The 21,123-nt window shown below is 71.7% G+C and carries 22 protein-coding genes and 1 pseudogene; 13 read left to right on the top strand and 10 right to left on the bottom strand.

From position 1 onward, the window contains the following. The first annotated feature begins 20 nt into the window (after window positions 1–20). The 6 genes from OG906_RS02725 to OG906_RS02700 all read left to right on the top strand — a co-directional run bounded on the left by OG906_RS02725 (window position 21) and on the right by OG906_RS02700 (window position 6,781). Window positions 21–1,043, top strand: coding sequence for a transporter substrate-binding domain-containing protein (locus OG906_RS02725; RefSeq protein WP_329439592.1), 1,023 nt, complete (start codon window positions 21–23; stop codon window positions 1,041–1,043). A 54-nt stretch (window positions 1,044–1,097) separates the two neighbouring features. After that, window positions 1,098–1,832, top strand: a complete 735-nt coding sequence (locus OG906_RS02720) for a GNAT family N-acetyltransferase (protein ID WP_329439590.1) — start codon at window positions 1,098–1,100, stop codon at window positions 1,830–1,832. A gap of 124 nt (window positions 1,833–1,956) precedes the next feature. Further along, the gene (locus tag OG906_RS02715) at window positions 1,957–3,195 is read left to right on the top strand and encodes an LLM class flavin-dependent oxidoreductase (RefSeq protein ID WP_329439588.1); all 1,239 of its coding nucleotides are present in this window, start codon (window positions 1,957–1,959) and stop codon (window positions 3,193–3,195) included. A 30-nt stretch (window positions 3,196–3,225) separates the two neighbouring features. Continuing rightward, on the top strand, window positions 3,226–4,599 hold the full coding sequence (locus OG906_RS02710; protein WP_329439586.1) for an NtaA/DmoA family FMN-dependent monooxygenase: 1,374 nt from the start codon (window positions 3,226–3,228) through the stop codon (window positions 4,597–4,599). Beyond that, on the top strand, window positions 4,596–5,651 hold the full coding sequence (locus OG906_RS02705) for an LLM class flavin-dependent oxidoreductase (RefSeq protein WP_329439585.1): 1,056 nt from the start codon (window positions 4,596–4,598) through the stop codon (window positions 5,649–5,651). The genes OG906_RS02710 and OG906_RS02705 overlap by 4 nt, the downstream gene beginning before the upstream one ends. An 11-nt stretch (window positions 5,652–5,662) precedes the next feature. Continuing rightward, the gene (locus OG906_RS02700; protein ID WP_329439583.1) at window positions 5,663–6,781 is read left to right on the top strand and encodes an LLM class flavin-dependent oxidoreductase; all 1,119 of its coding nucleotides are present in this window, start codon (window positions 5,663–5,665) and stop codon (window positions 6,779–6,781) included. A 52-nt stretch (window positions 6,782–6,833) separates the two neighbouring features. Here the strand turns inward: OG906_RS02700 and OG906_RS02695 are convergent, their stop codons facing one another. The 5 genes from OG906_RS02695 to OG906_RS02675 form a co-directional block, all read right to left on the bottom strand. Continuing rightward, the gene (locus OG906_RS02695) at window positions 6,834–7,190 is read right to left on the bottom strand and encodes a hypothetical protein (RefSeq protein ID WP_329439581.1); all 357 of its coding nucleotides are present in this window, start codon (window positions 7,188–7,190) and stop codon (window positions 6,834–6,836) included. 222 nt (window positions 7,191–7,412) lie between these two features. Further along, a complete protein-coding gene (locus OG906_RS02690) occupies window positions 7,413–7,916 on the bottom strand; it encodes a MarR family winged helix-turn-helix transcriptional regulator (protein WP_329439579.1) in 504 nt (167 codons plus the stop codon). Window positions 7,917–7,968: 52 nt separating this feature from the next. Continuing rightward, window positions 7,969–8,394: an STAS domain-containing protein gene (locus OG906_RS02685; protein ID WP_329439577.1), complete on the bottom strand. Its 426-nt coding sequence runs from the start codon at window positions 8,392–8,394 to the stop codon at window positions 7,969–7,971. Then, the gene (locus OG906_RS02680; RefSeq protein WP_385642229.1) at window positions 8,391–9,473 is read right to left on the bottom strand and encodes a cobalamin B12-binding domain-containing protein; all 1,083 of its coding nucleotides are present in this window, start codon (window positions 9,471–9,473) and stop codon (window positions 8,391–8,393) included. Before OG906_RS02680 ends, OG906_RS02685 begins: the two co-directional genes overlap by 4 nt. Further along, window positions 9,470–11,131, bottom strand: a complete 1,662-nt coding sequence (locus OG906_RS02675) for a PP2C family protein-serine/threonine phosphatase (RefSeq protein WP_385642232.1) — start codon at window positions 11,129–11,131, stop codon at window positions 9,470–9,472. The genes OG906_RS02680 and OG906_RS02675 overlap by 4 nt, the downstream gene beginning before the upstream one ends. 396 nt (window positions 11,132–11,527) lie before the next feature. On the opposite strand from OG906_RS02675, the gene OG906_RS02670 reads away from it, so the two are divergent. From OG906_RS02670 to OG906_RS02660, 3 genes are all read left to right on the top strand, one after another. Then, the gene (locus OG906_RS02670) at window positions 11,528–11,944 is read left to right on the top strand and encodes an STAS domain-containing protein (protein ID WP_329439575.1); all 417 of its coding nucleotides are present in this window, start codon (window positions 11,528–11,530) and stop codon (window positions 11,942–11,944) included. Beyond that, the gene (locus tag OG906_RS02665; protein WP_329439572.1) at window positions 11,941–14,214 is read left to right on the top strand and encodes a SpoIIE family protein phosphatase; all 2,274 of its coding nucleotides are present in this window, start codon (window positions 11,941–11,943) and stop codon (window positions 14,212–14,214) included. Before OG906_RS02670 ends, OG906_RS02665 begins: the two co-directional genes overlap by 4 nt. Window positions 14,215–14,448: 234 nt before the next feature. Then, on the top strand, window positions 14,449–14,847 hold the full coding sequence (locus OG906_RS02660) for a peptidase inhibitor family I36 protein (RefSeq protein WP_329439570.1): 399 nt from the start codon (window positions 14,449–14,451) through the stop codon (window positions 14,845–14,847). A 36-nt stretch (window positions 14,848–14,883) separates the two neighbouring features. Here the strand turns inward: OG906_RS02660 and OG906_RS02655 are convergent, their stop codons facing one another. Beyond that, window positions 14,884–15,726 (bottom strand): helix-turn-helix transcriptional regulator, encoded by an 843-nt coding sequence (locus OG906_RS02655; RefSeq protein ID WP_329439568.1) that lies wholly within the window; start codon window positions 15,724–15,726, stop codon window positions 14,884–14,886. Window positions 15,727–15,936: 210 nt separating this feature from the next. On the opposite strand from OG906_RS02655, the gene OG906_RS02650 reads away from it, so the two are divergent. After that, window positions 15,937–16,671 carry an SDR family oxidoreductase gene (locus OG906_RS02650; RefSeq protein WP_329439566.1) on the top strand — a complete coding sequence of 245 codons (735 nt, stop codon included), beginning with the start codon at window positions 15,937–15,939 and terminating at the stop codon, window positions 16,669–16,671. A 50-nt stretch (window positions 16,672–16,721) separates the two neighbouring features. Here OG906_RS02650 and OG906_RS02645 read toward each other — a convergent pair whose 3' ends face one another. Then, complete coding sequence (locus tag OG906_RS02645) at window positions 16,722–17,141, bottom strand: MarR family winged helix-turn-helix transcriptional regulator (RefSeq protein WP_329439564.1); 420 nt, start codon at window positions 17,139–17,141, stop codon at window positions 16,722–16,724. A gap of 61 nt (window positions 17,142–17,202) precedes the next feature. Between OG906_RS02645 and OG906_RS02640 the strand changes: the two genes are divergently transcribed. Beyond that, entirely contained in the window at window positions 17,203–18,030 is an 828-nt protein-coding gene (locus tag OG906_RS02640; protein WP_329439562.1) for an alpha/beta fold hydrolase, read from the top strand. Between the two features lie 93 nt (window positions 18,031–18,123). Here OG906_RS02640 and OG906_RS02635 read toward each other — a convergent pair whose 3' ends face one another. From OG906_RS02635 to OG906_RS02625, 3 genes are all read right to left on the bottom strand, one after another. After that, complete coding sequence (locus tag OG906_RS02635; protein WP_267801502.1) at window positions 18,124–18,513, bottom strand: TOBE domain-containing protein; 390 nt, start codon at window positions 18,511–18,513, stop codon at window positions 18,124–18,126. Between the two features lie 10 nt (window positions 18,514–18,523). Beyond that, window positions 18,524–19,123 carry a hypothetical protein gene (locus OG906_RS02630; RefSeq protein ID WP_329439557.1) on the bottom strand — a complete coding sequence of 200 codons (600 nt, stop codon included), beginning with the start codon at window positions 19,121–19,123 and terminating at the stop codon, window positions 18,524–18,526. A gap of 243 nt (window positions 19,124–19,366) precedes the next feature. Next, a complete protein-coding gene (locus OG906_RS02625) occupies window positions 19,367–19,603 on the bottom strand; it encodes a hypothetical protein (RefSeq protein ID WP_329439555.1) in 237 nt (78 codons plus the stop codon). 424 nt (window positions 19,604–20,027) lie between these two features. On the opposite strand from OG906_RS02625, the pseudogene OG906_RS02620 reads away from it, so the two are divergent. Further along, window positions 20,028–20,228, top strand: a pseudogene (locus tag OG906_RS02620) (MerR family transcriptional regulator); the annotation flags it as partial. 375 nt (window positions 20,229–20,603) lie between these two features. Beyond that, window positions 20,604–20,807 carry a cold-shock protein gene (locus OG906_RS02615; RefSeq protein WP_329439553.1) on the top strand — a complete coding sequence of 68 codons (204 nt, stop codon included), beginning with the start codon at window positions 20,604–20,606 and terminating at the stop codon, window positions 20,805–20,807. Window positions 20,808–21,123: the final 316 nt, after the last annotated feature.

Here is a 21,123-nt window from a genome sequence, read left to right as displayed (position 1 = left end):
ACCCTCGACAAAGGAACGCCATGCAACGCCAGTCCACCCTGCGCACCAGACTCGTCCGCGGCCTCGGCGCGGCGACCACCACCGTCGCCCTCGCCTCGGGACTCACTGCGTGCGGCGGTGACGCGAACGCCACCGACACCGCTGCCGCGACGGGCAAGGTGACCATCGGCGCCGTCTCCAACGGGGCAGCCCGGCAAGCCGAACTGCCCGCCCCGGCCGTGGAATCCCTGCGCGCACAACTGCCGAAGGCCGTACGCGAACGCGGTGAACTGGTCATCGGAATCGGCGCCCTGCCCGCCGGATATCCGCCCCTCGCCTACGTCGGCACCGACCAGAAGACGTTCACGGGCGCGGAGCCCGACCTCGGCCGACTGGTCGCCGCGACCCTGGGGCTCAAGCCCGTGGTGAAGAACTCCACCTGGGAGAACCTCTTCGTCGGCATCGACAGCGGCAAGGTCGACGTGGCCTTCACCAACGTCACGGTCACCGAGGAACGCAAGAAGAAGTACGACTTCGCCTCCTACCGGCAGGACAACCTCGCCTTCGAGGCGCTGAAGGAGAACGCCTGGAACTTCAACGGCGACTACCGCAACCTCGCGGGCAAGACGGTGGCCGTCAGCTCCGGCACCAACCAGGAGAAGATCCTCCTGGAGTGGCAGAAGAAGCTGCGGTCCGAGGGCAAGGACATCGAAGTCAAGTACTTCCCGGACTCCAACAGCGTCAACCTGGCGCTGAGCGGCAAGAAGATCGACCTCAACTTCGGGCCCAACCCCGCGATCGCCTACCACATCACCCAGGCCGCGAGCGGCAACGCCCCGACGCGCAACGCCGGTTCGTTCTCCGGCGCCGGCGAGTCCCTCCAGGGCCTGATCGCCGCGACGTCGAAGAAGGACAGCGGTCTGGCCAAGCCCGTCGCGGAAGCGATCAACCACCTGATCAAGAACGGCCAGTACACGCAGCTCCTCACCGCGTGGAACCTGCCCAACGAGGCCGTGACCACCTCCGAGGTCAACCCGCCCGGCCTGCCCGTCACCAACTCCTGAACCCGCGGGCCGACGCCGGCCCGGGCCGCCCCACGGAAGGAGGGCCTCATCCCCATGAGCGCCGCCACCCCCACCTCGGTGACCCCGCACATCCTCGACAACCCGGCCTGGGCCTCGCTGTCCGGCCCGCACACGGCCTTCGCCGAGCGGGCCGGCGGCCACGCCGCCCGCTACGCCCCGGACGTCGCCCCCTTCGCCGCGATCGCCGATCCGGCCGACCCCCGCTCCTGGGACGGATTGCGTTCCCTGACCGCAGCCGACGGGACCGTGACCCTGGCCGGAATACTGACCCCGCCGGACGGCTGGGAGGTGGTCGGCGAGATCGAGGGAGTCCAACTCGTCGACACCTCCCTGCACGCCGAGCCCGCACCCGAGGCGGTGCGGCTCGGCCCCGCCGACGTACCCGAGATCCTGGATCTCATCGACCTGACGAAACCGGGGCCCTACCTGCCCCGCACCGTCGAACTCGGCACCTACCTCGGCATCCGCGACCAGGGCCGACTGGTCGCGATGGCCGGCGAACGGCTGCATCCGCCGGGCTGGACGGAGATCAGCGCGGTGTGCACCCGCCCCGGGTACCGCGGCAGGGGGCTGGCCACGCGCCTGGTGCGCGCCGTCGCCGCCGGGATCCGCGAGCGGGGGGAGGTGCCGTTCCTGCACACGGCCGCGAGCAATACCGCGGCGGTCCGGCTCTACGAGTCGATCGGATTCACCGTGCGCCGCAGGCCTTTCTTCACGGCCCTCCGGGCGCCGGGCGCCCCGGACAACATTGCTGCCAAGTTCTCTTAATACTGCGGTCATTGTATGGCCCCTCCTTCGGGCGTAGCGTTTTTCGAAGAAATGGCTGACGGGACGAATTCGCGACCCCGCGCCGGCTCTCTTCCGTACGCCCATCAGGAAGGCGCATTCCGACGTGTCCGCATCCCCGTCACCTTCTGACGCCCCGTCCCCTTCCGATCCCACGTCCTCCTCCGCACCGCTCCACCTGGCCGTCGCGCTCGACGGCGCCGGCGGCCATCCCGCCGCCTGGCGCGAACCCGGGGCGCGTCCCGAAGCCGTGTTCACCGCCCGCTACTGGGCCGACGCCGTGGCCGAGGCCGAGGCCGGACTGCTCGACTTCGTCACCCTCGACGACGGGCTCGTCCTCCAGTCCACCTCGACCGACGGCCCGGACGGGCGCACGGACCTGGTCCGGGGGCGGTTGGACGCCGTCCTGACCGCCGCCCGCATCGCACCGCTGACCCGGCACATCGGGCTGATCCCGAGCGTGACCACCACCCACACCGAGCCCTTCCACATCTCGAAGGCCGTCGCCACCCTCGACCACGTCAGCCGCGGCCGGGCCGGCGTGCACGTCCAGGTCTCCGGACTGTCGTACGAGGAGCGGCACTTCGGCCGCAGGGCCGCCCCGCTCTCCGGCGCGGAACTGTACGAGGAGGCCGCGGACCACGTCGAGGTGATCCGGCGGCTGTGGGACAGCTGGGAGGACGACGCGGAGATCCGGGACGTGGCCACCGGCCGGTTCATCGACCGGGACAAGCTGCACTACATCGACTTCGAGGGCCGTCACTTCAGCGTCCGCGGACCCTCGATCATCCCGCGCCCCCCGCAGGGACGGCCCGTGGTCAGCGCGGTCGGCGCCGCCGCGGACGGGGAGGCCGCGCACCGTCTCGTGGCGCTCTCCGCCGACATCGGCTACGTCCGCGCACGCGACACCGGCGAGGTGGCGGCCGCCGTCGCCGCGATCCGGCGGGCCCGGGAGGCGGCCGGGCCGGCGGAGCCCCTGCACCTCTTCGGGGAGCTCACCGTCTACCTCGACGAGGACGGCCCGGCGGCGACCGCCCGCAAGGAACGCCTCGACGCGCTCGCAGGCCACTACGAGGACGACTCCGAGGTGTTCACCGGCACCCCCGCCCAACTCGCCGACCTGCTCGTGGAACGGCGTGCCGCCGGACTGTCGGGCTTCCGGCTGCGGCCCGGCGTGAACGCGCACGACCTGCCCGCCGTCACCCGCGGGCTGGTCCCCGAACTCCAGCGGCGCGGCCTCTTCCGCACCGCCTACGAGGCGGACACCCTGCGCGGGCTGCTGGGACTGGACCCCCACCCGGCCAACCGCTACGCCACGCCGCCCTCCGCCGGCACCGCCGCCTGACCCGGAACACCCGGAAGGACGAACCGAACCATGAGTACCAAGCCGCTCAAGCAGATCCACCTGGCGGCCCACTTCCCGGGCGTCAACAACACCACCGTGTGGGGCGACCCGGCGGCGGGCAGCCACATCGACTTCGATTCGTTCACGCACTTCGCGCGCACCGCCGAACGCGCCAAGTTCGACTTCCTCTTCCTCGCCGAGGGACTGCGACTGCGCGAACAGGGCGGCCGAATATACGACTTGGACGTCGTGGGCCGCCCCGACACCTTCACCGTCCTCGCCGCCCTCGCGGCCGTCACCGAGCGGCTCGGCCTGACGGGCACCATCAACTCGACCTTCAACGAGCCGTACGAGGTGGCCCGCCAGTTCGCCTCCCTCGACCACCTCTCCGAGGGGCGCGCCGCGTGGAACGTGGTCACCTCCTGGGACGCCTTCACCGGGGAGAACTTCCGGCGTGGCGGGTTCCTGCCCCGCGAGGAGCGCTACTCCCGCGCCCGCGAGTTCCTGTCCACCGCCAACGAACTGTTCGACTCGTGGAACGGCTCGGAGATCGCCGCCGACGCCGCGACGGGCACCTTCCTTCGGGACGCCCGCGCCGGTGCCTTCGCCCACCGGGGGCAACACTTCGACATCGAGGGTCACTTCAACGTGCCCCGCAGCCCGCAGGGCCGGCCGGTGATCTTCCAGGCCGGCGATTCCGACGAAGGGCGGGAGTTCGCCGCCTCCGGCGCCGACGCCATCTTCGGCCGACACGCGACGCTCGACGAGGGCCGCGCCTTCTACTCCGACGTCAAGAGGCGGCTCGCCTCATACGGCCGTACGCCCGACCAGCTGAAGATCCTGCCCGCCGCCACCTTCGTGCTCGGCGACACCGACGCCGAGGCCCACGAGAACGCCCACGAGATCCGCCGCCTCCAGGTCAGCGGCCAGACCGCGATCACATACCTGGAGCACGTCTGGAACCGGGACCTGTCCTCCTACGATCCGGACGGCCCCCTCCCCGACGTCGACCCGGAGGTCGGCGAGAACACCATCGCCCTCGGGCGCGCGAGCGTGCGGCAGTTCCGCGACCCCCTGGCCACGGCACGGGAGTGGCGCGAACTGGCCGAGGCCAAGAACCTCTCGATCCGCGAACTCGTGATCGCGACCACCGCCCGCCAGACCTTCATCGGCACCGCCGCCACGGTGGCCGAGTCGATCGACTCGCTCGTCCAACAGGACGCCGCCGACGGCTTCATCCTCGTCCCGCACCTCACCCCCGGCGGCCTCGACGTCTTCGCCGACACCGTCGTGCCGCTGCTCCAGGAGCGGGGCGTGTTCCGCTCCGAGTACGAGGGCACCACCCTCCGCGACCACCTGGGCATATCCGTACCCGGCGTGGACCGGAAGGCCGCGGCCTCGTGAAGTTCCTGGCCATCACCCTGATCACGGACAGCGCCGACCCGCAGACGGGTGCGCCGACGCCCACCCGCGAGCGCTTCCGGCAGGTCGTCTCCGCCGCGGTGCAGGCCGAGCAGCTCGGCTTCGACGGGTTCGGGGTCGGCGAACGCCACGAACGGCCGTTCCTGTCGTCGTCCCCACCCGTGGTGCTCAGCCACATCGCCGCGCTGACCCACGAGATCCGCCTGTACACGGCGGTGACCACGCTGAGCCTGCTGGACCCGGTGCGGGCGTACGAGGACTACGCGACGCTCGACCATCTCAGCGACGGCCGCCTGGAGCTGATGATCGGCAAGGGGAACGGCACGGCACAGCGCGAACTGTTCGACGTGAGCCCCGACGACCAGTGGGAACGCAACTCCGAGGGGTACGAGCTGTTCCGACGGTTCTGGCACGAGGACAAGGTGACCGCGCGGCCGCGCTTCCGGCCCGCCCTGACCGGCGCCGAGGTGCTGCCCCGGCCCTACCGGCGGAACCTGCGCGTCTGGCACGGCAGTGCCACGAGCCGGGAATCCGTGGAGCTCGCGGCGCGCCACGGCGATCCGCTGTTCTCGGCGAACGTCACCCATCCGATCGGTCCGTACGCCGCGCTGATCCGCCATTACCGCGAACGCTGGGAACACCACGGACACGACCCGGCGCACGCGGTCGTGGGCGCGGGTACGGCCGGCTTCCACACCGCGGCGACCTCGCAGCAGGCGGTGGCCGCGTACCGGCCGTCCTTCGAGCGCCATCTCGCCGCCCACCGGGCACAGGGCGTCGAGCCGGTCTTCGCGACCCTGGAGGACTTCGTCGAACGGAGTTCGGCCCTGATCGGCAGCCCGCAACAGGTGATCGAGAAGGTGCACCGCTACCACGAGGAGTTCGGCCACACGGTCCTGCACCTCCAGGCCGAAGCCGGCGGGCTCACCGACGCCGAGCACCGGGCCTCCCTGGAACTGTTCCAGTCGCAGGTGGCGCCGGTGCTGCGCCGCTCGATCCCGGACCCCGTCTTCCCCTCCGCCCCCGACCTGTAAGGAGCACGGCCATGTCCGGCATCCCCCTCGGCGTCCTCGACCTCATACCGATCGCCTCCGGTTCCACCGCCACCGAGGCCCTGCACCGCACCATCGACCTCGCCCGGCAGACGGAGGCCTTCGGCTACGCCCGCTACTGGTTCGCCGAGCACCACCTCAACCCGGGCGTCGCCGGGACCTCCCCGGCGGTCGTGCTCGCGCTGACCGCCTCCGCGACCACCACGATCCGCATCGGCTCGGGCGCCGTCCAACTGGGCCACCGCACCGCGCTGTCCACGGTCGAGGAGTTCGGTCTGATCGACGCACTGCACCCGGGCCGCCTCGACCTGGGACTGGGCCGTTCGGCCGGACGCCCGCCGAAGCCCGCGCCCGACGCCGAACCGCCCTTCGAGGGAAGGACCGCGGGCGGCCTGCTGATCCCGCCCCGGTTCTCCTTCGCCCACCTCCTCGGGCACCCGCGCGTCGCCCTCCAGCAGCGGCTGCTGAACCTTCCGGGAGCCACCCCGCAGGACTATGCCGAGCAGGTGTCCGACGTGCTTGCCCTGCTCCGCGGCGAGTACCGCTCCCCGGAGGGCGTGGAGGCGCACGCCGTACCGGGCGAGGGAGCCGACGTACAGGTGTGGGTCCTGGGGAGCAGCGGCGGGGTGAGCGCGGAGACCGCGGGCCGCAACGGCCTGCGCTTCGCGGCGAACTACCACGTCAGCCCCGCCTCGGTGTTGGAGGCCGCGGAGGGCTACCGCGCCGCGTTCAAGCCCTCGGACGAACTGGACCGGCCGTACCTGACCGTGTCCGCCGACGTCGTGGTGGCCGAGGACGACGACACGGCCCGCGAGCTGGCCACCGGGTACGCGCCCTGGGTGCGCAGCATCCGCACCGCCGAGGGCGCCATCCCCTTCCCGACGCCCGACGAGGCGCGCGCACTGCCGTGGACGGACGCGGACCGGGAGCTGGTGGCGGACCGGGTGGACACGCAGTTCGTGGGCTCGGCGCGGACGGTCGCCGACCACCTCGACCGGCTCCAGGAGGCCACCGGGGCCGACGAGCTGCTGATCACCACCATCACGCACGACCACGCCGACCGGGTCCGCTCCTACCGCCTGCTCGCCGAGGAATGGGCACGCCGCGCCTGACCCGACCTCGCCGACCCGGCTCGTCACGGAGCCGGGCAGGCGGGCGGGGAGGTCACCTGCCGTACAGGAAGGAGCGGGCGGGGACGAAGATCTCGTGACCGGTCGGGAAGCGGACACGGACCCCGGACTCCGTCCACGTGGTGGATTCGATCCCCTTCGCCCCCAGAGCGGCGTCCACGTCCACCCAGTGCCCGTAGGACGGGGTGGGATCCCTGCCGATCACCATCCGGTAGGAGTGCCGCCCGGACAGGGTGTGTTCGTGCACCAGCGCCAGGAAGTGGGCCGACTCGTCGGCGTAGACCACTGCCGAGGGAGCGCTGCTGCGGTACGTCACGTCTCGCTGCGGCCACCACAACACCGTCATCACCATGACGGTCAGCAGGACCCCCGCCACGACGCCCAGGAGCACCCGGGCGCATCCGATCCGCCGGCGGGGTCGTGCGCCCGGGTCGGGCCGGTCAGAGGTGAACGTGCTGATGATTGCCCCCCGGGTCGGCGCCGCTCCACGCCGGCCGGCGGGAGATGGCTCGGGGAGAAGGACGCGGAACAGGGCCGACGGGTTGTGACGCGAGCCGTTTCGCCACCGTGCTCGCGCCCGGAGTGCCAGCGCCCGGGAGGAACGCGGTCGGCGTCACGGAGTCGCGTCACGGGGCGGGTTCCTCTGCTGCGGGAAGCCGGCGGCCGCCGTGATGCCGAGGTTCAGGGCGGCGAGTCCGGTGGCCAGGGCACGACGGTTGTCCGAGGTCATCGATGCGAGGGCCTGGGAGAGCGTCTGCTCACGGCTCTCCCGTATCCGCGCCAGGTGTGTCTGCCCGGCGGGGGTCAGCCTGAGCGTGATCTCACGGCCACTGTCCGGGCAGGGGTGGCGCTCGATGAACGCGAGGGCCTCCAGGCGGTCGCACAGCCGGGTGACGGAGGGGGCGGCCGCGCCGAGGAGCTCGGCCAGGGCGCGCATGCGGATGCCGGGCCGACGGTCGACCAGGTACATCAGGCGGAGCTGTGACGTGGAGGCCGGGGCGGCCGCGGTGCTCTGGCGGGCGTTCTCCCATATGACGTCGAGGAGTTCGACGATGTCGCCGACGGAACGCGCCTCGTCGTGGCCGATGCTGTGTGGGTCGGTGGCTGGTACTGGCATCTGTGTTCCCTCCACACGACCGGAACGCTCGACGTGCCGGCGCGACCCGGCGTCAGACGCCGGTGTCCGGGCTGCCGGAACGGGCCGGTATGGACTTCTCCGAAGCGGCGGATGGTCTCTCCGCGGTGGAGGATCCGGACTTGCCCCCTGTGTCCGTGAGGTGTTCCAGCGTACCGGTGACTTGCAGGAGCCGGTCCAGTTTCGTCGGACGGTCGTCGAGGTGCAGACGTACGCCCGCCGCGCCGGTGCGCCGCCTGATCATCAGCAGCACCGACAGGCCGGTCGAGTCGACGGCGGACAGCTCCGCGCAGTGCAGGTACACGTCCCGCAGGTCGGTCCGCTCGGTCAACAGACGACTGACGGCGTCCAGGAGGAGGTCCGCACTGTCGTGATCCAGGTCGCCGCGCAGTTCGATGCGCACGGCTTCCTTCGTGTCGACGCACGTCAGGTGCAACTGGCTGGTGTGCAGGCTGGTCATTCGGCGGTCCCGGCGGCGGTGAGGGGGCTACTGGTCAAGCGGGCGGAGCCGGATCGCAGGATGCCGGCGGCGCGGGGGAAGTCCTTCAGTTCGCGGCCCAGGAGTGCCAGGGCCGGCAGGAGCGACCGGGCCGGGACACCGCGCGAGGTCAGGACGTCGGCGGTCCACCGGATGAACCCGGTGAACAGGTCCTCGTCGTCGGTGTAGAGGGCGACGGCGAGGAACTCCACGATGTGGGCCAGGTCCTCGGCGGTGCGCTCGCGTTGCGGCTCGGTGTAGTCGCGCATCGCCGGGTAGGCGTCCTCCAGCCCGGTGAAGACCACCCGTACGAGTTGCGGGCGGGTCCGGGCGACGAGCGTGTACTCCTGGTCGCTCAGGTGGGGGAGGTCGTCGATGGCCTGGTGGTCCGGCTGGGGGCGCGGCAGCGGGGCGCGGGCCAGGTGGTCGGCGGCGGTGCGGGCGTCGGGGGCCCAGGCGTCCGCGCCCAGCAGCCGGGCGTACCGCCCGTCGGGTCCGAAGGCGGCTCCGCCGACGAGCACGGGCGTACCGGCGGCTTGACAGGCGGTGATCGTCGCGTGCGCGGTGGGCAGGCGCGTGGCGATCGAACCGGAGAGGGCGACGGCGTCCGGGCCGGTGCGGTGCAGGTGCGCGACGAGGTGCGGCGTGGGGACCTGGGCGCCGAGGTAGTCGACGTGCCAGCCGCGCAGCCGCAGCACCTCGGCGAGGAGGCGGGCCGGCAGGGCGTGCCATTCGCCGTCCACGCAGGCCACCGTGACCCGGCCGCGGGTGCGCGTGGCGCGGGCCGAAGGGTGTTGGGCGAGTGCGGCGACGGCCCGCTCGTTGATCGCGGTGGCGGCGTGCTCCTGGGCGACGGTGATGCGGTTGGCGGCCCACTCCTCGCCCACCCGCCCCTGGAGCGGGGCGATGACGTCGAGCAGGACGCTCTCGGCGTCCACACCCTCGTCCAGCGCCCCGAGCACGGCCGTGATCACCGCCGCCTCGTCGAGGCCGAGGACCCCTTCCCACAACTCCTTCGCCAACTGCTCCAGCGCGGTCGCCCCGGTGCTCCGTCGGCTCACGCGGTGAACCTTCCCCGGGTGTGGCCGTCCACGGCGCTCAGGTGGTTGGTGCGCGGCGCGGAGATCACCACGACGGCCATGTCGTCGTGCCGGCCCGTCCCCACCCACTGGGAGGCGAGCATCTGTACCCGCTCCACGACGGCTTCTGCGGGCAGGCCCGCGCACTCCGAGAGCGCGCGGCGCAGGCGGGCCTCGCCGAACATCGTCCCGCCGAGCGGGCCGCCGCGCGCCTCGCTGATTCCGTCCGTGTAGAGGACGCAGGTCTCGCCGGGTGCGAGCGTGACCTGCGCCGTCTTGGCGGTGACGGACGGCAGCGCGCCGACGAGGGTGCCCTGCGTGGGAGCCTCCTCGACCCGCCCGTCGGAGCGCAGGATCAGGGGCGCCGGGTGTCCGGCACTGGTCAGGCGCAGCCGCACCGCGTTCCCCTCGCGCGTGGCGGAGGCCAGGACCATGGTCGCGAAGCGGGCGTCGTGCGTGTTCAGGAGCGCGGTGTTCAGCAGGCTCAACATTCGCTGGTGGTCGTCCGCCATGGGCAACAGGGCATGCAGGGTGTTGCGGATCTTCCCCGTCATCACCGCGGCTTCCAGGCCCTTGCCGCACACGTCGCCGAGCACGACGAGTGAGGCGTCGCCCTCCACCGCCGGCGGGTGGACGTCGTAGAAGTCCCCACCGATCCGCTCGTGGTCAAGGGAGGGACGGTAGCCGCCCGCGTACTCGACACCGGAGACCTGGTGCAGTGACGGGGGCAGCAGCTCCCGCATCAGCGTCTCCGTGATCGAGGCCTGCTCCGCGTACAGGCGGGCGGCCGACATCGCGGCGCCCGCGCGGGCGGCGAACAGTCGGGCGAAGACCTCCTCGCCCTCCGTGAACGCGGCGCCGTCGGCGTGGCGGAGGAGGACCAGGGCGCCGGCGGGCACCCCGTGTCCGGGCAGGGGCGTGATGACGATCGACCCCACCGGACCGAAACCGTCGGGAATGAGCCACGAGGGAGCGGCCTCGGGGTCGATCCAGCGGGAGGGAACGGGCGGGAAGCCCTGGAGCGCCTCCCCGAGCCCCGGTACCTCGTCGGGGTTGGCGGCCACACCGAACTTCGACGGCGTTCCACCGCGGAGGCAGGCCACCACGGGCAGTTCACGCCCGCGCGTCGGGGCGATCACCAACGCCGCGTCCGCGAGGTGCTCCGCCGCCATCTGCGCCGTGACGTCCATGCACCGGTCCAGATTGAGAGAAGAGAGGAGGAGGTTGGAGGCCTGGGTCAGGAACGCCGTGCGCTCCTGTTCCATCCGCAGGGCTTCACGGGCCAGGCGGTGGTCGGTGTCGTCGACCAGCCACCACACCACCGTGCCGTCCTCGCGTACCGTCGGGTGCGCCTCGTAGGTACGGTCGCCCACCGGGCCCTGCACCATCGGGTCCCGGTCGGCGCCGGGGCGCTGCGCCGGAACCGCGGCGAGGTACCGGGCGTGCGCCGACGACAGCCAGCCGGGTACCGCGTCCGAGAGCGCTGATCCCGAGTGGGCGCCCGGGAAGACCAGACCGGCGGCCGCGTTGACGAACACCAGGTCCGCCTCGGCGTCCGCCACCAGTACCGGGTAGGGGGCCTCACCCCACGGGATGCCCACCGCGGTCGAACCGGCAGATGACTGGGTGGAATTCACCAAACGTAGAAGGCCCGCTGCGCGAACCCCTCACCTCATCGTCTCGAAGGAAACATCCTTGCCTTCCGGCAACCATCCTCCATTCGTTGCTCCCTTGGCAACCAGGCCCCCCGCGCGGCGCCGTCCCCCACCGGACGCACACCGGACGAACACACCGTCTCCTCCGATGCGCGGCCCGGCGCCGTGAGAACCGTCACCCGTTCGTGAGGGCATGGCCTCCGGGCGGGCGGGCAGACGGGCGTCGGGTCGATGCGAATCGCCGGACGCGAGACGTCAGCCGTACGGACGTCGACCGCCCGTCGGCGTCCTCTACCCGCACAGCCGACCGGCCCCTGACCCCGACGGCACGGTGCCCATGATCAGCCGGTAGCGGTCACGACGAGGTGGAGGTGGCCACAGGTGTTCTCGGTGGACGTCCGGCGCACCGCGCAGGCATGCGTGTTCGCCCTCCGCGGCGAGCTCGACTACGACAGCGCCGTCCAGCTCCAGGAAGCAGCCGACCTGGTCCTCACCGGCCCCGATCAACCGGGGCTGGTCGTGGTCGACTGCACGGCCCTCGCCTTCTGCGACTCCTCCGGCATCGGCGGCCTGATCAGGATCTACCAGAAGTTGTCCGCGCACGGCGGATTGCTGCGCCTCGCGGCGGCCCCGGGCTCGGTGGCGCGGGTCTTCGCGCTGACCGGCCTGGACCAGGCGATCGCCGTCCATCCCACACCAGAGAGCGCCCTGTTGTCCGGCGCCGGTCCACGAGAATCCGGCAGCGAGGCCGCCGCGCCTCCAGCGCGTCGGGCAAGCGAGAGGTCGACAGGGCGATGACCCGAGTTCCAGGACAGCAGCCGCCGGCGACCGCCGGTCCGGAAGGCGCCACCGACAACGGCATCACACGCGACATCGAACGTGGGGTCGACGGGATGGACGGTCGCCCGGAGCATGATCTGCGGGCCCTCTTCGGCCAGTCCACGGCCGTCTTCGCTTCGCTGGCCGGCCCCGCCCACATGGTGGAGGAAGCCAACGCGGCCTTCTTCAGCGCGATCGGCGCCGGAGAACACGTGCGCACGAGGATCCCGCTGAAAGAGGTGATGCCCCAACCGGAGGCACAGGGCATCCTCAAGCTGCTGGACCGGGTCTACCGGGCCGGCGAACGCCACACCGGGCCGGACACCCGCACCGTCCTGGACCACGGCCCCGCGGCACGCGAGGCGTACTTCGACTTCACGTACGAGCCACGCCTCGACGCCGCCGGCAACGTCATGGGCGTACTCGTCACCGGAGTGGAGACCACGCAGGTCAAGCAGGCCCAACGGCTCACCGCCGAACACCGGGCGCTGCTCGAACAGATCGCCCGCCAGGCACCGTTGGAACAGGTACTGGACGGCATGGCCCGCACCATCGAGGAACTGGCCCCCGAGGAAGTCCTGGTCTCCGTCCTCCTCGCCGACGCCGGGGGCCGGCACCTGCACCACGGCGCCGCCCCCAGCCTCCCCGACTTCTACAACCAGGCCATCGACGGCATCGCCGCGGGCGAGGGCGTCGGCTCCTGCGGCACGGCCGCACACCGGCGGCAACCCGTCATCGTCAGCGACATCGCCACCGACCCCTTCTGGGACGACTTCCGCGACCTGGCCGGGAAGGCAGGCGTGGCAGCCTGCTGGTCCACTCCGATCCTGGCCAGGGACAAGTCGCTGCTGGGCACCTTCGCGATGTACCACCGCGTTCCCCGCGCACCGCAGGAGTCCGACCTGGCCCTCGCCCGGATGTTCGCCGACACGGCGGCCCTCGCCATCGAGCGGCACCAGGCCGAACGGGCCCGCGCCCTCGCCGAGGCCCGGGAGGAAGCCGCACGCCGGGACCTCGCGTTCCTGCTGGCGGCCAGCACCTCGCTCTCCTCTGACCTCGACTACACCGAGACCCTGCGGCGCCTGACCACCGCGTGCGCCCCGGCCCTGGCGCCGCTCTGCACGGTCGACGTCATCGACGCCGGCCGTGTCAAACGCGTCGCCACGACAGCGCCCTCCCCGCTCGAAGAGCGGCTCCTCGCCTCCCACATCCCCGTCTACGACGCCGACGACGACGCCGTGTCCCGGGTCCTGGCCACCGGCCTGAGCGAGGTCGCCCGACGCACCCCCACCGGCCCGGGCCCGTGGAACGACCTGAACGTCACCGGCTACCTGTGCGTCCCGCTGCTCGACCGCGGCTCGGCCTTCGGCGTCATGACCCTGCTCACCACCGGCGAGGACGCCTTCGACGGACACACCGTCGCGCTGGCCGAGGAACTCGCCCGCCGCGCCGCCTCCGCGGCTCTCAACGCCCGCCAGTACACCCAGCGCGCCGCCCTCGCCCGCGACCTCCAGTCCGGTCTACTTCTGCCCGAGGTCCCGAACGTGCCCGGCGCCGACATCGCCACCTACTACCACCCCGCGGGCGAAGGCCTCAACATCGGCGGCGACTTCTACGACGTGTTCCCCCTCGGAGAAGGCACCTGGGCGTTCATGCTCGGAGACGTCTGCGGACGCGGCGCCACCGCCGCCACCACCACCGCCCTCGTCCGCCACACCGCCCGCGCCGTCGCCCCACTGCTCCCGGACCCCGAAGCCGTGGTCCGCGCGGTCAACAAGGCACTCCTCGACCGTCCCAGCAGCCACGGAACCGGCTTCGTCACCCTCGTCTACGGCCACCTGAAGCCCGTCGCCGGCGGCGGGCTCGACATCACCCTCGTCCGAGCCGGCCACACCCACCCCCTCCTCATCGACGCCCGGCAGACCCCGCGCCCCGTCACGGGCGAGGGCCTGCTCCTGGGAATCACCCGCACCCCCGACCTCACCGCCCGCCACATCCGCCTGGAGCCCACCCAGAGCCTGCTGCTCTACACCGACGGCATCACCGAAGCGCGCAACGAGCACGAAGAGCAGTTCGGCGAGGAAGGCCTCGCCAACGCCCTGGCCACACCCCGCCTGGACACCGCACCGGACGTCATCGACGCCCTGATCCGCGCGGTGCGGGCCTTCAGCGGCGCGGGCGGCATCGATGACGACCAGGCGGCCCTCGTCCTGACCGCGACCGCTGCCGCGACCTCCGGTCGTCCGTAGGCCGCGAGCACGGCCGGAACCGGATCGGTCGGATCTGGTCGAGCCGGGTCGGGTCGGGTCGGGTCGGGTCGGGTCGGGGTGCGATCTACGCGGAGGAGAGGTGCGATGGAAGCGTGCACCCGTCCCTCATCGGGCCGACAAGCGGCCGGACAGAGCGGAGTGATCGCCGTGACCGCACCTGTGGAACCCGCGACACGCCGGGCCGGCCGGTGGGGCGCCAGGGGACGGGCCGGCGTGACCGGCGCCGCGTGCCTGGTTCTGGCCCTTGCCCTCGCCCCCGCGGCACAGGCCGGGTCCGGCCTCGCCGCCCCCGCCGAGCGCTGTACGCCGGGCTGGGTGTGCGGATGGACCGGTCCCGCGTACACCGGGGTGGTGAGCCTGGTGGCGCAGGACATGCCGCAGTACCCGGAGACGACGGCGTACGTCGGGTTCAACGACGGAACGTCGGTGTGGAACGGCTCCGGCACCCGGCGGGCCGACGGCGTCCTCCGGGGCCGGTGCGTCACCGTCTACAACGAGGCCGGCTACAAGGGACGGAGTCTGACCATCGCCCCCGGCAAAGGCGTCGAGCGGCTTCCGGCGTCCTTCGGGCACATCCACTCCGGCCGCTTCCACGACTGCCGCGTCTCCTGACCCGGCGCGGACCACCGCTCCGGACCACCACTCCGACTACCGCTCTGCCGAGGACTCCCGTCGTCGTGTGGCCCCGAGGCTGCCGAGCAGGGAGAGGGCCTGGGCACTGGGGCTTTCCGGCGCCGCGTGGTAGACGACGACCTGCTGGCCGACGGCTGCTCGCACGTCGAAGGAGTGGTAGGTGAGCGAGAGGGGCCCGACCTCGGGGTGGACGAGTTCCTTGGCGTCGTGCGACTTGCCGTAGACCGTGTGCGAGGACCACAGCGCGGCGAACTCCTCGCTCGCTCCGCGCAGGAGGCGCACCAGCTCCGGCAGGCGCGGGTAGTGCGGGTCGATGCCGGTCGCCTGGCGCAGGCCGGCCACGACCGCCTCGGCCGCCCGGTTCCAGTGCGTGAAGAACACGCGGGCGGCCGGATCGAGGAAGATCATGCGGGCGAGGTTGTCCACTTCCCCGAACGGTGAGAACAGCGCGTCGGCCAGGGCGTTCGCCGACAGGAAGTCCGTGGCCGGGTTCAGGACGAACGCCGGGGTGCCGGTGAACCCGTCCAGCAGTTGCCTCAGCATCACACCGGCGGTTTCCCTCGGCGGCGCCCGGTGGCCGTCCGGCACGGCACCCGCGAGGCGGTACAGATGCTCGCGCGCGTCGACGTCCATGCACAGGGCATCGCCGATCACGTCGAGGATCTGCGGGGAGGGGCTGCGTTCGCGACCCTGTTCCAGGCGGGCGTAGTAGTCGGTGTTCATGCCGGCGAGAACGGCGACCTCCTCGCGGCGCAGTCCGGCCACTCGACGCCGACCGTGGGAGGCCAGTCCCACGTCGCCCGGTTGCAGGCGTGCGCGGTGGGCGCGCAGGAAGTCTCCGAGTTCGTTGCTGGTCACACCCACAGGCTAGGGGGCGTTCCGGGCCTGTGCCTGGGTGTGCCGTACCCCGGCACGACCTGCCCTGGCCGGCGGTCCTCCCGCGCCCCAGACTCCGAAGGGCGAACACGGCCGGGAGCACGTCCACGACGGGGCCCCGGCACCGCGGGCGACGTCCCGCGGACGCGTTCCCCCATCCTCAGCACCCTTCCCCTCCAAGGAGAACCGAGCATGACGCAGACCGGAAAAGTCGTGGCGATCACCGGCGCCAGCAGCGGTATCGGAGAGGCGACCGCCCGCCGACTGGCAGCCGACGGACACCGGGTGCTTCTCGGCGCACGCCGCACCGACCGCCTGGCACGACTGACGGAGCAGATCACCGCGGAGGGCGGGACCGCCGCCTTCCGCACCCTGGACGTCACCGACGCGCAGGACGTGTGCGCGTTCGTCGACGCGGCGCGCACCGAGTTCGGCCGGATCGACGTCCTCGTGAACAACGCGGGAGTGATGCCGCTGTCTCCTCTGGCGGCGCTGAAGACCGATGAGTGGGACCGCATGATCGACGTCAACGTGCGAGGCGTCCTCCACGGAATCGCCGCCGCCCTGCCGGCAATGCGCGCCCAGGGCGCCGGCCACATCGTGAACATCGCCTCCGTCGGCGCGTACGAGGTCTCGCCCACCGCCGCGGTGTACTGCGCCACCAAGTTCGCCGTCCGCGCGATCTCGGAGGGGCTGCGCCAGGAGTCCGGCGGGGACGTCAGGGTCACCCTGGTCTCGCCGGGGGTGACCGAGTCCGAACTCGCCGACGGCATCTCCGACCCGGCCGCCCGCGAGGCCATGAAGGCCTATCGCGCCGTGGCGCTGCCTGCCTCGGCGATCGCGGACGCCATCGCCCATGTCGTGTCCCAGCCGCCGGAGGTGGACGTGAACGAGGTGATCATCAGGCCCGTCGCGAGCGCGCAGTAGCCGGTGGGGGCGGGACGCCCCTCATCGCCGACACGGCTCCGGCGGCCGGCCTACTCTTCCGCGCTGCCGTCGATGCGGTGGAGCAGCTGGAGCAACGTGGTGCGGTCGGCCGGGGACAGGTCCGCGTAGCACGCGGCGAGCACCTCGTCGGCGATCCGGTGTCCCGTGCTCAGGACCTCTTCGCCGGAGGACGTGAGGTAGTGCTCGATACGGCGGCCGACACCAGGCCTTCGCTCGATCAGCCCCAGCGTGGTGAGCCGGCCGGCGAGGGTACCGAAGGCCTGCTCGCTCTGGAAGGTCGCCGAGGCCAGGGTGCGGGCCGATGCGCCGGGCGTCCGACTGATCGCGCGGAGGGCGTCCCACTGCGCCAGCGTCGTGCCGGCAGCGGCAAGGCGGCTGTCCAGTGCACGGTGCTGCCTGTACTGGGCCTGCTTCACCGCTCTTCCAAGGAGCTGCAGTTCATCGGGCATGGGTCCAGCCTAATGCATGACTAAGCTTGTTTAACTAAACAAGTTTAGTTATGGTCTTGCCATGCCCACAACCAAGAACGTCGCGCTGTACCCGGACCTGTCCCTCACCCTGACGGAAAGCGGGACCGGCAGGCCCTGCCTGATCCTGCACGGCGGCGGAGGGCCGGCCACGGTCGCCGGCCTCGCCTCCCACATCGCACGGACCGCACTCGCCATCACACCGGTCCACCCGGGATGGAACGGCACCCCTCGCCCGGAATGGCTGACCGGCATCGACGACCTCGCCCTCGCCTACCTGCGGTACCTCCAGGACCGGGGGCTGCGCGATGTCCTGGTCGTCGGTTCGTCCATCGGCGGCTGGATCGCCGCAGAGATGGCCGTACGGGACACCGGCGGAATCCTGACCGGACTCGTTCTCATCGACCCCGTCGGCGTACACGTCGAGGGCGAACCGATCAGGGACTTCTTCGCCTTGGACGCCCGCGGTGTGGCCGAGTACGCCTGGCACGACCCGGCCCGCTTCCAGCGCGACCCCGAAACGCTCCCGGCCGACCAAGTCGCCCTCCAGCGAGAGAACATGACCACTCTTCGCGTCCTGGCAGGCGACCCCTACATGCACGACCCGAAGCTGCTGCGCCGGCTGGGGCGTGTCGAGGTTCCCGCTCTCCTGCTCTGGGGGGAGAGCGACCGCATCGCGACCCCCGCCTACGGCGCCGCCTACGCCCAGGCCTTCGTCGAGGGCCGGCTGCACGTCATTCCCGAGGCGGGCCACCTGCCGCAACTGGAACGCCCCGAAGCGACCTTCGCCGCGATCGACAGCCACCTGAGCGACACGGCCGCCGACCCCGCCGGCCCGCGGCCCGCCGGGGAGCCGAGCCGCGGCAAGTGACCTCGGGCGCGGCTCGGAGGCGGCGGGAGGGGATCGTTGGGCGACGTCACGCCCCGGTCAGGCGAGGGATTCGGTCGTGCGGGGACGGCGGGGTCAGGCGCGGTCGATGTGCACGCTGGTGGACTTCACCCGGGCCGTGACCTGGACGCCCGCCTCCAGACCGAGTTCCTCGACCGCCTCACGGGTCAGCAGGGACACCACCCGGTGCGGGCCGGCCTGGATCTCCACCTGCGCGGCGACATCGCCGAGTTTGATACCGGTCACGATGCCCGGGAACGCGTTGCGGGCCGAGGTGGAGGAGGCGTCGTCGGCGGCGCTCTCCTGGGCGACCTCCACGCAGAACGCGGCGAGGTCGGGGCCGTCGACGATGCGGCGGTTGCCGTCGCGGTGGGTGGGGAACCGCTCCGCGTCGGCCCATCGCCGGACCGTGTCGACGCTCACGCCCAGCAGCTCGGACGCCTGACCCATGGTGTAGGACTCCATGCGGCACAGCCTAGGGGTCGGCCCCGGCCGGCCAGTGATCGGCTGCCGTGCGACTGCCGTGCAGGGGGAAGGGCCACGGCACGCGCCACGGCACGCTCCGAGCGGTGGTCGAAGCGCTCCCGACCCGGTGCGGTTCCACCCGGTCAGGCGGAGACCAGGAACGCTTCGAAGTGATCGTGTTGATCGTCAACGACGACGTGGGGGTGCCCGGCGCGGCGGCCAGGCGGAGGGTCGGGAAGCGGGTGAAGAGGGCCGACGGGGCCGTGCGGGGCTGGAGTCGGGCCAGGGGCGCCCAGGCAGAAGTGCGGGCCGCGACCGAAGGCCAGGTGGGGGCCGCCCCCTTTCGTGAGCCGGAGGCGCCGCCGCCGTCGCAACAGGTGTCGCGGTTCGCCGCCGAGTAGCGCAGCAGCAGCGCGTCACCCGCGCGGATCCGGTGGCCGCCCAGCGTCACGTCCTCGCGGGGGAAGGCGAAGGGCAGGGCGAAGACGCTCGCGTCGTGGCGCAGTGACTCCTCGACCACCTCCTCCCAGGCCACGGCGCCGTCGATGACGCGGGCCAGCTCGCGCGGATGCTCCAGCAGGGCGCGCACCGCGTTGGCGAACGCGGGCACCGTCGTGTCGAAGCCGGCGGCGAGGAACAGCCAGAGGGTGTCCCGGGCCTCTTGCGGACTCAGCTCGCCATCGGATTCGGCCGACTCCTTGAGCGCCGCGACCAGGCCTTCCGGTGCCCGCCACCCGGACCAGGGCCTCGCCGGGCCCGGGAGCGTCCAGCCTGACGTCGTCGACGCGGAAGGGGCGCGTGCGGGAACGGAGCACCGCCGCTCTGGCCGGCACGGTCTCCGGGCGGTCGGCCTTCACAGCCCGGCCTTCGTGCCGTCCCAGAACGCGTCCGCCCACACGTCTCCGTACAGCCAGTTCCCCGGCGCGTCCGCGTCGGCGCTGGTGTACAACTCGCGGTGTGCGCGCCGCACGCCCTCCACGGCGCGGGCGTACGCGTCGCTCGCACGGCCGGTGGTGCCGCGGAACCGCACGCCCGCGTCGCGATGTTCGCGCATGGTGGCGCGTACGTGCTGTACGGCGGAGGCGTTCACCCGGCCGGACGAGCACAGTTCGTCGAGGAGGGAGAAGCCGAGGGCCCCTCGAATTTTTGACCGGATTTGATGCCATGGCCGGCTGTTCCGTCGACCGTTCGGGGAGACCTCCGCAGGCCGCGACGACGAGCCCGGTTACGCTCCGCCTCGCGGGCCGGGAGAGGCCGGCCGGTTCGCGCCGGACTTCCTCCCGGCCGTGAGAACCGACCTCGCACCCACGTTCGCGAAAGCGGCCCCTGGCACGTCGCGTGGAGCGTCAACGACCCGCGGCGGGTGCGAGCCACCACCCACGGTGACCGGGTACCGCAGGACACTCGACAGCGAGGTGGTCTCCGGTCAAGCAACCGCGATTCCCGCGTTCCGGACGGTGTGTCGCTCCGGTCCTCGGAAAGAGAATGCCGGCACATCGTTAGCCGGCAGATGGCGTTCCGAGGGCGGTCACCGGCGTTAGTCCCGCTACCAGTTGCGCATCGCGGCCCGCGCGCGGGAGCTCGTTGACCAGGGCACGCCCGTCGAGGCGGCCTGCCGGATCATCGTCCTCGAAGACCGGTTGGAAGAAGCCCAGCGGATCAACGAGGCGTACCGGCGCGCCACCGAATCGACCGACCCGCCGGCCGGCTCCTGAGGCGGGTGGGCCCGCCGACACCGGCGGGCCGCCGCGCCCGACCCGTCCTCCGTGACGGCGGACGGTTTCTCCATGCCATTCATGGAGAGTGCGGCAATATCTGTGACGGCGGCATGAGGGTTTACCGTCCCCCGCGGGGAAGGTATGTGCGGTAACGGGCCGAATGCAATTATTGAACGCACCCACGCCGCTACGGCGTGCTACTGTCGATCTCAGTTGCAGTCGTGGTTCCCAAAACTTCAAGCGGTTTCACCGGCTTTTTCGCCGCTGGAAACCCTTGCTTATCTCCGGTCATTTCCCGGCAGGGCATCATCGCGGCGACCCGGCTATCCGCACATCGCGGATCCTGGCGTACTGCCCCAAGGGAGACTCGACATGGCGTCCGGCACTGTGAAGTGGTTCAACGCGGCAAGAGGGTTCGGGTTCATCGAGCAGGATGCCGGCGGAGCCGACCTGTACGCCCACTTCGCGAACATCACGACCCCGGGCATCAACGAGCTGCTCGAAGGCCAGAAGGTCACCTACGACATCGCGCAGGGCCCCAAGGGACCGCTGGCGGAGAACATCATTCCCGCCTGACGCCGACACGTACTTCGTAGCTGGGACCCGCATCCCTCGGGGTGCCGGACCCAGCTGCGGACATCTCCCGCAGTGTTCCCGCTGCGCAACGATATCCATCCGTGGGCTCCTTCCGGGCAAACGGACTTCTTGGCGGCAGCCGGCCGCATCGAGCCACCCGCTCCGGCCGAAGCGCTCGATCCCGAGCCGCGGCCCGGTCTTTCGCCCCCTCGGGGCTTCGCCCGGCATCGCCCCTTCGAGCGCCCGTGCCCGCAGCTGCTTCCGTATTTCTTTCGGCATCTTTTTCCGTAGGGATCAGACGCTTTCGCATTTCATC

Origin of the sequence: Streptomyces sp. NBC_01426 (assembly GCF_036231985.1) — a bacterium.
GTDB lineage: Bacteria > Actinomycetota > Actinomycetes > Streptomycetales > Streptomycetaceae > Streptomyces.
Note: the sequence above shows the minus strand (reverse complement) of the source record. Positions and strands in the feature narration are given on the sequence as shown.

Coding starts and splice junctions, on each gene's coding strand:
- OG906_RS02725 (WP_329439592.1), top strand. CDS start 21: ATGCAACGCCAGTCCACCCTGCGCACCAGACTCGTCCGCGGCCTCGGC.
- OG906_RS02720 (WP_329439590.1), top strand. CDS start 1,098: ATGAGCGCCGCCACCCCCACCTCGGTGACCCCGCACATCCTCGACAAC.
- OG906_RS02710 (WP_329439586.1), top strand. CDS start 3,226: ATGAGTACCAAGCCGCTCAAGCAGATCCACCTGGCGGCCCACTTCCCG.
- OG906_RS02700 (WP_329439583.1), top strand. CDS start 5,663: ATGTCCGGCATCCCCCTCGGCGTCCTCGACCTCATACCGATCGCCTCC.
- OG906_RS02690 (WP_329439579.1), bottom strand. CDS start 7,916: ATGCCAGTACCAGCCACCGACCCACACAGCATCGGCCACGACGAGGCG.
- OG906_RS02685 (WP_329439577.1), bottom strand. CDS start 8,394: ATGACCAGCCTGCACACCAGCCAGTTGCACCTGACGTGCGTCGACACG.
- OG906_RS02665 (WP_329439572.1), top strand. CDS start 11,941: ATGACCCGAGTTCCAGGACAGCAGCCGCCGGCGACCGCCGGTCCGGAA.
- OG906_RS02650 (WP_329439566.1), top strand. CDS start 15,937: ATGACGCAGACCGGAAAAGTCGTGGCGATCACCGGCGCCAGCAGCGGT.
- OG906_RS02645 (WP_329439564.1), bottom strand. CDS start 17,141: ATGCCCGATGAACTGCAGCTCCTTGGAAGAGCGGTGAAGCAGGCCCAG.
- OG906_RS02640 (WP_329439562.1), top strand. CDS start 17,203: ATGCCCACAACCAAGAACGTCGCGCTGTACCCGGACCTGTCCCTCACC.
- OG906_RS02635 (WP_267801502.1), bottom strand. CDS start 18,513: ATGGAGTCCTACACCATGGGTCAGGCGTCCGAGCTGCTGGGCGTGAGC.
- OG906_RS02615 (WP_329439553.1), top strand. CDS start 20,604: ATGGCGTCCGGCACTGTGAAGTGGTTCAACGCGGCAAGAGGGTTCGGG.